Source organism: Streptomyces mesophilus, from assembly GCF_040300965.1.
Taxonomy (GTDB): Bacteria; Actinomycetota; Actinomycetes; order Streptomycetales; family Streptomycetaceae; genus Streptomyces; species Streptomyces mesophilus_A.
The window spans coordinates 1-11242 of record NZ_JBEPEW010000208.1 but is presented as its reverse complement, the minus strand read 5'-3'; the positions used below and the strand labels follow the sequence as shown (position 1 = coordinate 11242).

Here is an 11242-nt window from a genome sequence, read left to right as displayed (position 1 = left end):
CGGGCGCGCTGGCAGAGACCGGTGCGCCGCTCGCCGAGGTGGCCGCCCTCGCCCGCAAGGTCAACGAGCGCAGCCGCAGCTTCGGCGTGGCCCTGTCCTCGTGCACGACTCCGGCGAACGGCGCGCCCAACTTCGCACTCGGCCCGGACGAGATCGAGATCGGCGTCGGAATCCACGGCGAGCCGGGCCGGTACCGCGGCCGGCTCACCACCGCCGCCGAGACCACCGAGATCATGCTCGACGCGGTGCTCGCGGATCTGCCGGAGGCCTCGGGCGACCCGGTGATCGTCCTCGTGAACGGGCTCGGCGCGACCCCGCCGGTCGAGCTGTACATCGTCCGTGCCGAGGTCGAGCGGGTGCTCGCCGCGCGCGGCATCCAGGTGGCCCGCTCGCTGGTCGGCAACTACGTCACGAGCCTCGACATGGCCGGCTGCACGATCACCGTGTGCCGCGCCGACGAGCAGATGACCGAGCTGTGGGACGCGCCCGTGCACACCCCGTCCCTGCGCTGGGGCGCCTGAGCCCCGCTCCCCCTCGATCCGCCTCCCTCCCCACTCTCGTCAGGAAGACCCGGTCCGATGACTGCCAAGCCCGTGCCCACCCCCGAACTCACCCTCGACGCCGCCTACTTCGGCCGCTGGCTCGGCGCCGCCGCGCAGCTCTTCGAACGGGACGCCGCCCGGCTGACCGCTCTCGACGCGGCGGCCGGTGACGGCGACCACGGCGCGAACATGGTGCGCGGCTTCGGTGCCGTGCGCGAGGCAGCCGCGCAGAACCCGCCCGGCACCCCCGGTGAGCTGTTCTCTCTGGCCGGCACCACGCTCACCAACTCCGTGGGCGGTGCGTCCGGTCCGCTGTTCGGCATGGCGCTGCGCCGTACCGGCAAGCGCCTGGGCGGGGCCGAAGCGGTCACGCTGCGGGAGTTCGCCGCGGCACTGCGGGCCGGCGCCGAGGCCGTGGGCAAGCTGGGCGGTGCCGTACCCGGTGACTCGACGCTCCTGGACGCACTGCTGCCTGCCCTGGACGCACTTGACGCGCGGGGATCCGCCGAAGAGGCGCTCGACGTACGGGAGATCACCGACGCGCTGTCCGCCGCGAGCGCCGCGGCGCTGTCCGGCGCCGAGGGCACCGGGGCGATGCAGGCGAGGAAGGGCCGCGCCAGCTACCTGGGCGAGCGCAGCATCGGGCACGAGGACGCCGGCGCCCATTCGGTCGTGCTGCTCTTCGACGCGCTGGTGCTCGCCGCCGACCCCGAGTGGTCGCCCCGGCCCGCGGCCGCCGCCCGGGCCGAGGAGCCCACGGTGGCCGCGGACGCGGCCGCCAAGGGCGGCCGGGTCGGCGTCGTCCTGGTCTCGCACAGCCGTGAAGTGGCCGAGGCCACCGTCCAGTTGGCCAAGGCCATGGTCGGCTCCGGGGACGTCGCCCCCGTGTACGCGGCCGGCGGCACCGACGACGGCCGGATCGGCACCAGTGCCGAGCGCATCCACGCGGCGGCCCTCGAGGCCGACGAGGGCCAGGGCGTGGCCGTCCTGTGCGACATGGGCAGCGCGGTCCTGACCGTGCAGGCCCTGCTCTCCGGCTCCGACGACCGCGTGCTGCCGGCCGGCACCCGCATCGTGGACGCCCCGTTCGTCGAGGGCGCGGTCGGCGTCGTCGTCACCGCCTCGGTGGGCGGCGACCTGGACATGGTCCTCGCGGCGGGCGAGGACGCGCGCAACTACCGCAAGGGGTAAGGCGCGTGCCCTCTCGCCGGGCCCGAGGCCCGGAGCGAGGGCACGCATCACTGCCGCAAGACCCGGGTCCCGGCCGGCCGCTCCCCCCGGCCGACGGATTCCCGCAAGGCACGCAGCACCGTACGAGCCGAGGAGTCGTTCTGGCGGAAGGCCGGAGCGTTGGTGCGGGGGCGGGCGAAGGCGGCGATGCCGCGGCTGTTGGTCGGGGCGCCGAGGGCGATCCGGCGGGGATGCGGGCCGCCGAGGGACGGGTCGATGAGGCGGCCGTCGGCGGGCGTCACGGTGAGCAGTCCTGAGCGATGGGTGTACGTGGAGTCGGCGATGACCTCCTCGGCCAGCGCACCCTCCCGGCGCAGACCGCCGAGCAGGAGGTCCTCGGTGCGTTCGAGCGAAGGCTCGGGCAGATACGCCTCGATGAGGGCGGTGGCGTGCGTGGTGTGACCGGGGACCGTGCCGGAGGTCGCGGTGAAGGTGCCGGTCGTGCCGTCGGTTCCGATACGGACGTCGGCGCCCAGGAACCGTACGACGCCCGCGCGGGACAGCGCGAGGAGTTGCCGCAGTCTGAAGCCGGGCGGTCCGGAGGCGAGGAAGCTGAAGAACCCGCGCCACCACCCGTCCAGGTCCTCGGCGACCGTACGGGCGGTGAGCCGGCCGGAGGCGACGAGGCGCGGCAGCTGTCCGTAGACGGAGAGCAGCGCGAGGAACGCGCCGAGGTCGGCGCTGAACTCCTGGTTCTCACGGCGTGCGACGTCCTCGGTCATATGGGCGCGCAAGTGGTCCTGGAACGCGCCCGGTTCGGGGAAGGTCCGCCCTGCCAAGGGGCGGTCCAGGGCCTCGAAGTCCAGGCGGTCCGCCGGATCGGGCACCGCGGTGGCGACCAGTGCGGCCGTCTCGGCCGAGTACCAGCCGAGCCGGTCGTACGCGGCCTCGAACTCGGGCCATGGCAGCGCGGTGCGCTCGGGGTGCGCGTGGAACAGCTCGTGGTAGTGGCCGAAGCCGATCTCCTTGGCCATCAGCGGCCATACGTCCCGGCGCAGGTCCAGCGGACGGCCTTCCGCGACCAGCGCGTCCACCGCCTCCGGGCCGAAGTGGCGCGGCAGGGGCGGGCGGGGGCCCTGAAGCCGGTAGCGGGTCTTCGAGTGGTACGGCACACCTCGGCGTGATCCGACATGCAGCACGGGCTCGCGGCCCGAGGGCAGATAGGTGAGGGTGCCGTCGGGTGCGGTGCGGAAGGTGCCGCCGCGCCCCTCGGTGAGCAGCGCCATCACGTCGATGAAGGCAAGACCGAGACCCCGCACGATGACCTGTTCGCCGGGCCGCAGCGCGGACAGGTCGGCGTCGGCGGTGAACTGCGGCGGGAGATGGAAGCGACCGTGCCGCCGGGCGAACGCGGCATGCGCACGGTGGCGCGTGTCGGGCAGGGAACCGAGGTGGCCTTGGGCGAGCACCACGAGGTCGGCGGTGAGCGGGGCGGCGCGGTCGGCCAGATGCACCTCCTGCGGGCCGTCCTCGGGACCGGTCACGGCGGTCGCGGTGGTGCGGTGCCAGGTGACGGTGACCGTGGGCGGCAGTTCGTCCAGGACCCGCCGGAACACCCAGTCCAGATAGGCGCTTTGAGCCCGGCGGGTGGGGAAGTCGGTGGCGCGCAGGGTGCGCAGTTCGGCCAGGACGCCGGGGTCGGCGGGTTCCGTGAACGGTTCGCGGCGCGGACCGCGGCCGGAGAACTGGGCCGCCCATTCGGCCAGGGACGGCCCCGGACGCACGGGGCCGTCCACGGTGGAGGACTCGTCGGTGAACATGGTGACGTCCTCGGCCATGGAGTTCATCCGCAGCAGCGGCGACTGCTCATCGCGCCAGATCCGGCCGGGGCCCGGCGGGTGCGGATCCACGAGGTGGACGGCCAACTCCCTTGTTCCATCCCAGAGTTCGTACGCGTTGGCCGCTATGCGTTCGAGCAGTCCGGTGGCGCGCGGCCCCGCGCCGACGACCACCAGGACGGCCGCGGGCGTGACGTCGTTCACCGCTCACCGCCGACCGCCGGGCGGGCGTCGGGGGCGGTCACCTTCCTCAGCCATCGGCGTACGGACCCGAGATGGACGCGTACGCGCTGCAGCGGGGTGGGCGGCAGTGCGCGGGAGTTGCCGCGCGCGTAATGGCGCTCGACGTAGTACTGGCCCGCGCTGAGCACACTGGTGACCGCGATGTACCAGAGCGTGGCGACCATCAGGAGCGGGATGACCTGGTACGTCTGGTTGTAGATCAACTGGGCCGAGTACAGCAGGTCGTGCACGGCCAGGACGCTGACGATGCTCGTGCCCTTCAAGGTGCCGATCAGCATGTTCCCCGCCGTCGGCACGATGGACCGCATCGCCTGCGGGATCACGATCCGGCGCAGCGTGCGCCGCTTGCTCAGACCGAGTGCCTGCGCGGCCTCGGTCTGCCCGGACTCCACGGAGAGGATGCCGCCGCGCACCACTTCGGCGGCGTACGCGCTTTCGTGCAGGGTCAGTCCGATCACGGCGGTGAGGGTGGGGCCGAGCAGGTTCACCGTCTTGACGGAGAGGAACTCCGGGCCGAAGGGGATGCCCAGGCTCAGCGTCGGATACAGGGCGCCGATGTTGAACCAGAACAGCAGCTGCACGAGCAGTGGAGTGGAGCGGAAGACCCAGACGAAGCCCCAGCTCAGGGTCCGCAGCACCGGGTTGGCGGACAGGCGCATCACCGCGAGGACGGTGCCGAGCAGAAAGCCGAGCACCATCACCACGGCGGTCAGCCACAACGTGAGGAGCAATCCGTCGAGGACGGCCGAGGTGGTGAAGTAGTCGCCCACCACGCCCCATTGGAAGGCGTCGTTGCGGACCACCGAGTTGAGGACCATCGCGAAGACGAGCAGCGCCACGGCGGCGGTCGCCCAGCGGCCGAAGTGCCGGCGCGGCACGATGCTCGGCGTCGCGGAGCCGGCGTGCTCGGCGGCGAGGGGTCCGCCGGCGGGCGGAGGCGCGGCGCCGGCCGACGGTATGGGGGCCGACGTGACGTCGGGAGGCATGACCATGGAGGGCTCCGGGAGGGAATCGCAGGCGTGGGCACCGCCCGGGCGCTCGCGGGAAGCAGCCGGGGGCTCGCGTCGTCACACGCACCGCGTCCCTCAACGCGGCCGGACGGCCGCCCTTGCGGGGCAGGCCGGTCCGCCGTCGATCGTATGGGCGCTCAGCGCGGAGCCGTCAACAGGAAGACGAAGCCGTACATGCGAACAACACATGACTGCAACAAACCCCAACTCCCCTTGCTGCAGAGCCAGTTGAACGGTCCACCATCCGGGCGGCGCTTGACGGGCGGGACGGCGTCCTGCTCAATGGAGCGCATGCCTGCCACAGAGCGCTTGGTCACGCGCGATCACATCGACTTCGGTCGGGTGTGGTCCGCGGCGTGTTGCGTCTGATCCGGCAGCGGGCCGCCCGGACCGGCCCTTCCCTCCCTCGGTGACCCCGTTGCGGGCCGAGTTCTGAACCTTCCGCGCGCTGCCGCCTCTTACCGTTTTCCGGCACGTACTCCTGACGTGTCCTCCTGACGCTCCGCGTCGTCGCACCCCCATCACCGCCCGCCGTCCGTCCGACGGTCCGTCACCCCTGCCCGCACACGCGGCACTTCGCCCTGCCCGTGTGCCGCCACCCGAGAGGTCTCCTGCCATGCCCGTGGAATTCCTCGGTATCGCCGCCACCAACGACGGCTCGGAAACCACCGCGCGCTCCGGCGCCGCCTTCGACAAGCAGTACACACTCCGCCTCGGCCGCGCCCACGAGGACCACGGCTGGGACCGGGTGCTCTTCGCGTACGGGTCCGGCTCACCGGATCCGGCGCCGGCCGCCGCGTACCTCGCAAGTCACCTGGACCGGCTGCAGATCCTGCTCGCCCACCGGCCGAACGTCTCGTACCCCACATTCGCCGCGAAGACCTTCGCCACCCTCGACCAGATCAGCGAGGGCCGTCTGACCGTCCACTTCATCACCGGCGGCAACGACCACGAGCAGCGCCGTGAGGGCGACGCGCTCACCAAGGACGAGCGCTACGCCCGCACCCGCGAGTACATCGGCATCGTCAAGAAGATCTGGACCACGCACGAGCCCTTCGACCACGAGGGCGAGCACTATCTCTTCCACGACTTCGTCAGCGATGTCTTCCCGGTCCAACAGCCGCGCCCGAACGTGTCGTTCGGCGGCTCGTCCGACGCCGCCTACGCGGCCGGTGGCGCCGAGGCCGACATCTACTGCCTGTGGGGCGAGCCCCTGGCCAGGACGGCCGAGCAGATCGAGCGCGTGAAGGCCGCCGCCGAGGCCGCGGGCCGCACCGATGTGCCGCGGATCCAGGTCGCCTTCCGCCCGATCATCGCCCCCACCGAGGAGCTGGCCTGGGAGAAGGCCCATCGCACGGTCGGCGCGATCCGCGAACGGCGCGCATCCGGTCTCGTACGCCACCACCGTCCCGGCTCCCCTGAGGCCCCGACTCCTCAGAACACCGGTTCCCAGCGGCTGATCGCCATCGCCGAGGCGGGCGAGCGCTACGACCGCGCGCTGTGGACCCCGACCGCCGCCGCGACCGGTGGCGCGGGCAACTCCAACGCCCTGGTCGGCACCCCGGAGACGGTCGCCCAGGCGCTGCTCGACTACTACGACCTCGGCGTCGACATCCTCTCCGCCCGCGGTTACGACCTGCTCGACGACGCCGTCGACTTCGGCCGCTACGTGATCCCGATCGTCCGCGAGGAGGTCGCCAAGCGCGACGCCGAGCGCGCCGAGCGCGGGACGCGGACGCTCGCGGCGGTGAACGGATGACCTCCGCACCTGAGTTGACGGTCGCCGAGGTGACCGTCGCCGACCCCAGGGTCGAGCCCCTGCTGCGCGAGCTGGCGCACGAATACTCGACGCGCTACGGCAAGGACGCCCACTCCGAGATCTCCCGCTATCCGGACGAGGAGTTCACCCCGGCGTACGGCGGACTCCTGCTGCTCCTCCTGGAGCACGGCGAACCCGTGGCGGGTGGTGCCTTCCGCCGCCACGACGCCACGACCGCCGAACTCAAGCGGATCTGGACGCACTCCGCGCACCGCCGCCGCGGCCTGGCCCGCCGGATCGTCGCCGAGCTGGAGCAGGCGGCGGCCGAACGCGGCTATGCGCGCGTCTACCTGACCACCGGCCCGCGTCAGCCCGAGGCCCGCGGCCTGTACCTGGCCACCGGCTACACACCGCTGTTCGACACGGAGGCCGAGCCGCAAGCCATCGGCCCGCTGCCGTTCGAGAAGCACCTCCCCGCCCGTCCTCGCCCGGGAAAGGCCCCCGCCCCGTGAAGATCCGCGCCATAGGAACCCGTCTGCGCCTGGCCGCCGGCCTGGCCCTGCTGCCACTGCTCTCCGTGACCGCCTGCGGATCCGACTCCGGCTCCGGCGCCGTTCCGGCCGGTGCGCAGGCCTCCGCCGCGCCGACCGACGACCCCGTGGCGGCCGTACGCAAGGTCGAGTCGGCCGCCGCCCTGCTGACCGAGGACGTACGGAAGGCGGGCACCTTGCGCGTCGGCAGCTCCGTCGGCTCCCCGCCCGGGGCGTACTACCCGAACGGCTCGGACAAGGCGCCGGCCGGGCAGGACATCGACCTCGCGGACGCGGTGGCCAAGGTGCTCGGTCTGAAGCTGGAACGGCAGGACGCGTCCTTCGAGACGATCCTGCCGGCCCTCGGCAGCGGCAAGTACGACTTCGGGACCGGGAACTTCGGTGTCACCGCCGAGCGCCTGAAGACCATCGACTTCGTCACCTACATCAACGACGGCCAGGGCTTCGCCGTGAAGAAGGGCAACACGGAGCTGGGCGAGAAGGTCAGTGACCTCACCCAGCTGTGCGGCCTGACCATCGGCACCGGCGCGGGCACCACGTTCGAGGCGACCCTCACCGAGCAGAAGGGCGTGTGCGCGAAGGAGGGCAGGAAGCCGTACGACGTGAAGGTCTACTCCGACAACGGGGCGACCCTCACCGCGCTGCAGCAGGGCCGTATCGACGTGATCATGTCGACGATCAACGGCCTGCGGTACCAGGCCGCACAGCCCGCGTCGGGAACCACGTTCCTCGGCGAGTTCCACCGCCTCGACGTCGGCTTCGCCTTCAAGAAGGGCTCCCCGCTCACCAAGGCCTTCCAGGCCGCCGTCGACGAACTGATCAAGGACGGCACGTACGCCCGGATCCTGAAGAAGTGGGGCACCTCGCCGTCCGCGATCGAGAGCTCGCGGATCAACCCGCCCGAGCACAGCCGATAGCCGGGCGGAGCGAGAACGATGCCTTCCCTCATGGACACCGCGCCGCCCGGCGGGACCGCCGTCGGCGCGGACCCGAAGAACCTGCCGGATCCGGCCTCGGTGCAGATCGTCCCCGCCCGCCATTACGCCCGCTGGGCGGCGGCCGTCGCCGTGGTCGTGCTGCTCGCCCAGTTCGCGCACGGTCTGGCCACCAACCCGGTCTGGGAATGGGGCGTGTTCGGCGAGTACGTCCTGTCCGAGACCATCGTCGACGCGGTGTGGGTGACGCTCCAGCTCACCGCGTACGCCACCGTGCTCGGCTTTCTGCTCGGCACCGTGCTCGCCTTCATGCGGCTCTCGCGCAGCCCGGTGCTGCAGTCGGTCGCGTGGACGTACACCTGGATCTTCCGGTCCATCCCGATGATCGTCCAACTGGTGTTCTGGTTCAACCTCAGCGCTCTGTACGAGGAGTTGGGCATCGGCATCCCGTTCGGGCCGGTGTTCTGGTCCGTCGACAGCAACAGCCTGATCGGGACCATCGGCGCCGCGATCATCGGCCTGACGCTGCACCAGGCCGCGTACGCCGCGGAGATCGTGCGCGGCGGTGTCCTCTCCGTCGACCACGGGCAGTTCGAGGCGGCGGCCGCGCTGGGCATTCCTCGGCTGCGGCAGATCCGGCGGATCGTGCTGCCGCAGGCCATGCGGGCCATCCTGCCCACCGCGGGCAACGAGATCATCGGCCTGCTCAAGGGCACGTCGGTGGTCTATGTGATGGCGATCGGCGAGCTCTTCTACCAAGTCCAGGTCATCTACGGCCGCAACGGCCGGCTGATCCCGCTGCTGCTCGTCGCCACCGCCTGGTACGTGGTCCTGACCTCGGTGCTCTCGGTGGCCCAGTACTACGTCGAACGGCGCTACGCCCGGGGCGCGAACCGCACTCCCCCGCCGACGCCGCTGCAGCGCCTCCGGCGGTTCCTCGTCGCCCCACCCCTGCCTTCCAAGTCCCCTGGAGACACCCGATGAGCGATGTGATGGTGGACGTGCACGGCGTCCGCAAGAGCTTCGGCCCGCTGGAGGTGCTGCGCGGCGTCGACCTGCAGGTCCACGCCGGTGAGGTCACCGTGATCCTCGGCCCGTCCGGCTCGGGCAAGTCCACGCTGCTTCGCACCATCAACCATCTGGAGAAGGTCGACCGCGGCTGGATCAGCATCGACGGCGAGCTCATCGGCTACCGCCGCGCCGGGGACAAGCTGCACGAGCTCAAGGAGAAGGACGTCCTGCGGCAGCGCACCCATATCGGGTTCGTCTTCCAGAACTTCAACCTCTTCCCGCATCTGACGGTCCTGGACAACCTCGTCGAGTCCCCCGTCTCCGCGCTGCGCCGGCCCCGCAAGGAGGCGGAGGACACCGCGCGCCGGCTGCTCGACCGGGTCGGTCTCGCCGACAAGACCGACGCCTATCCGCGCCAGCTCTCCGGCGGCCAGCAGCAGCGCGTGGCGATCGCCCGCGCGCTCGCGCTCTCACCGAAGGTGCTGCTCTTCGACGAGCCGACCTCCGCGCTCGACCCCGAGCTCGTGGGTGAAGTCCTGGACGTCATCAAGGACTTGGCCCGCAGCGGAACCACCATGGTCGTCGTCACACACGAGATCGGCTTCGCCCGTGAGGTCGCGGACACCGTGGTGTTCATGGACGACGGAGTCGTCGTGGAACAGGGTCCGCCGGCGGCCGTCCTCGACGACCCGCGGCACGAGCGCACCCGCGCCTTCCTCTCCAAGGTCCTGTGAACCCCCCTTCCTTCCCTTGAGGAGCTCACCTGTGTACGCCCCGATCACCCGCCGTACCGCTGCCGTCCTCTCACTCGCCGCCACCCTCCTCCTCGCCGCGTGCGGCAACCCGGACGAGGAGCGCACCACCGAGGTCGCGGCCACGTCGGGCGCCAAGACGAAGATCAATACGAGCCCCGACCGGAAACGCGTCACCACCGCCGAGGTGGACTCGATAGCCGCCCAGGTCCCCGAGAAGATCCGCGAGCGCGGCACCCTGGAGATCGTCGGCTCCTCCGGCTCAGCGGCGCCGCTCACGTTCTACGCCACCGACAACAAGACCGTCATCGGAGTGGAGCCGGACCTCGCGCATCTGGTCGCCGACGTCCTCGGTCTGGAGCCCCGTATCAACACGGTGTCCTGGGAGAACATCTTCATCGGCCTGGACAGCGCCAAGTACGACGTCGGCTTCAGCAACATCACGGTCACCGAGGAGCGCAAGGAGAAGTACGACTTCGCCACGTACCGCGAGGACAACCTCGGCTTCGGCGCGAAGAAGGGCAGCGGTCTCACGGTCGACGGGCCCGAGGACGTCGCGGGCCTCGAGGTCGCCGTGTCCAGCGGCACCAATCAGGAGAAGCTCCTGGTCGAGTGGAGCAAGGACAACGAGAAGGCCGGCCGGGAGCCGGTGGACATCAAGTACTACCAGAGCGAGAGCGACACGTATCTCGCCCTCCAGTCCGGCCGGATCGACCTCTACCTCGGCCCGAACCCGACTGCCGCCTACCACGCGGCCACCAGCGGGAAGACCGAGGTCGTCGGCACGTACTCCGGTGCGGGCGCCACGCTGCAGGGCCTCATCGCGGCCACCACCAAGAAGGACAGCGGTCTGGCCGAGCCGCTCGCCGCGGCCCTGGACCACGTGATCGAGAATGGCACGTACGCCAAGGTCCTCGACCGCTGGGGACTGTCCGACGAGCGCGTACGGACCTCCGAGGTCAATCCGCCCGGGCTGCCGAAGACCAACAAGTAGCCACCGCCCCGCAGCGACCCACAGGACCGGATGCCATGCCCCGAGAACTCCATCTCTCCGTCGAAATCGGCGGGGGCCACCCCGCCGAACCGGGCGGCGACCGCCCCGCCGAATCCCTCACCGCCCCGTACTGGACCGCGCTCACCCACCTCGCCGAACAGGGCGCGCTCGACTTCGTCACCCTCGGCGACTCGTTCGCCCCACCACCCGACGAGCACGTCGGCCGGCTCGACCCGGTCGCGGTGCTCGCCCGTGTCGCGCCCTCGAGCCGCCGTATCGGACTGGTCCCGACCGTCACCACCACGCACACCGAGCCCTTCCACACCTCCACCGCCCTGGCCACGCTCGACTTCGTCAGCGAGGGCCGCGCCGGGTGGCTGGTCGAGGTGTCGGGCAGCGCGTCCGAAACCCGGGCGGTCGGCCGGCGGCGTGCCGCA

11 protein-coding genes and 1 pseudogene are annotated in these 11242 nt (G+C 71.4%); 10 read left to right on the top strand and 2 right to left on the bottom strand.

Annotated features, from left to right (window positions below; translation table 11 throughout):
• From ABT367_RS38320 to dhaM, 3 genes and pseudogenes are all read left to right on the top strand, one after another.
• The coding region (locus ABT367_RS38320) for a dihydroxyacetone kinase subunit DhaK (RefSeq protein WP_352258207.1) at positions 1-521 on the top strand (521 nt) is incomplete at its 5' end.
• 57 nt (positions 522-578) lie between these two features.
• Positions 579-1250 (top strand): annotated as a pseudogene (gene dhaL, locus ABT367_RS38315) (dihydroxyacetone kinase subunit DhaL); the annotation flags it as partial.
• A complete protein-coding gene (gene dhaM / locus ABT367_RS38310) occupies positions 1236-1733 on the top strand; it encodes a dihydroxyacetone kinase phosphoryl donor subunit DhaM (RefSeq protein WP_434975634.1) in 498 nt (165 codons plus the stop codon). The pseudogene dhaL and the gene dhaM, both read left to right, overlap by 15 nt.
• 47 nt (positions 1734-1780) lie before the next feature.
• Here dhaM and ABT367_RS38305 read toward each other — a convergent pair whose 3' ends face one another.
• Together ABT367_RS38305 and ABT367_RS38300 are read right to left on the bottom strand one after the other, a co-directional pair.
• Complete coding sequence (locus ABT367_RS38305; RefSeq protein WP_352258205.1) at positions 1781-3754, bottom strand: FAD/NAD(P)-binding protein; 1974 nt, start codon at positions 3752-3754, stop codon at positions 1781-1783.
• Complete coding sequence (locus ABT367_RS38300) at positions 3751-4779, bottom strand: amino acid ABC transporter permease (protein ID WP_352258209.1); 1029 nt, start codon at positions 4777-4779, stop codon at positions 3751-3753. Before ABT367_RS38300 ends, ABT367_RS38305 begins: the two co-directional genes overlap by 4 nt.
• Positions 4780-5419: 640 nt before the next feature.
• Between ABT367_RS38300 and ABT367_RS38295 the strand changes: the two genes are divergently transcribed.
• The 7 genes from ABT367_RS38295 to ABT367_RS38265 all read left to right on the top strand — a co-directional run.
• The gene (locus ABT367_RS38295; protein WP_352258203.1) at positions 5420-6562 is read left to right on the top strand and encodes an LLM class flavin-dependent oxidoreductase; all 1143 of its coding nucleotides are present in this window, start codon (positions 5420-5422) and stop codon (positions 6560-6562) included.
• Positions 6559-7074 (top strand): GNAT family N-acetyltransferase, encoded by a 516-nt coding sequence (locus ABT367_RS38290; RefSeq protein ID WP_352258201.1) that lies wholly within the window; start codon positions 6559-6561, stop codon positions 7072-7074. Before ABT367_RS38295 ends, ABT367_RS38290 begins: the two co-directional genes overlap by 4 nt.
• A 2-nt stretch (positions 7075-7076) precedes the next feature.
• Positions 7077-8030 carry an ABC transporter substrate-binding protein gene (locus ABT367_RS38285; RefSeq protein ID WP_352258208.1) on the top strand — a complete coding sequence of 318 codons (954 nt, stop codon included), beginning with the start codon at positions 7077-7079 and terminating at the stop codon, positions 8028-8030.
• Positions 8031-8048: 18 nt separating this feature from the next.
• Positions 8049-9032: an amino acid ABC transporter permease gene (locus ABT367_RS38280; protein ID WP_352258200.1), complete on the top strand. Its 984-nt coding sequence runs from the start codon at positions 8049-8051 to the stop codon at positions 9030-9032.
• Positions 9029-9793 carry an amino acid ABC transporter ATP-binding protein gene (locus ABT367_RS38275; protein WP_352258198.1) on the top strand — a complete coding sequence of 255 codons (765 nt, stop codon included), beginning with the start codon at positions 9029-9031 and terminating at the stop codon, positions 9791-9793. Before ABT367_RS38280 ends, ABT367_RS38275 begins: the two co-directional genes overlap by 4 nt.
• Before the next feature lie 31 nt (positions 9794-9824).
• Positions 9825-10805 (top strand): ABC transporter substrate-binding protein, encoded by a 981-nt coding sequence (locus ABT367_RS38270; RefSeq protein ID WP_352258196.1) that lies wholly within the window; start codon positions 9825-9827, stop codon positions 10803-10805.
• Positions 10806-10840: 35 nt separating this feature from the next.
• A partial coding sequence (locus tag ABT367_RS38265; RefSeq protein WP_352258194.1) for an LLM class flavin-dependent oxidoreductase occupies positions 10841-11242 on the top strand: 402 nt, incomplete at its 3' end.

Bases quoted from the DNA above. Each gene is read 5' to 3' on its own strand.
- ABT367_RS38300 (WP_352258209.1), bottom strand. From the start codon at position 4,779: ATGCCTCCCGACGTCACGTCGGCCCCCATACCGTCGGCCGGCGCCGCG.
- ABT367_RS38295 (WP_352258203.1), top strand. From the start codon at position 5,420: ATGCCCGTGGAATTCCTCGGTATCGCCGCCACCAACGACGGCTCGGAA.
- ABT367_RS38290 (WP_352258201.1), top strand. From the start codon at position 6,559: ATGACCTCCGCACCTGAGTTGACGGTCGCCGAGGTGACCGTCGCCGAC.
- ABT367_RS38280 (WP_352258200.1), top strand. From the start codon at position 8,049: ATGCCTTCCCTCATGGACACCGCGCCGCCCGGCGGGACCGCCGTCGGC.
- ABT367_RS38275 (WP_352258198.1), top strand. From the start codon at position 9,029: ATGAGCGATGTGATGGTGGACGTGCACGGCGTCCGCAAGAGCTTCGGC.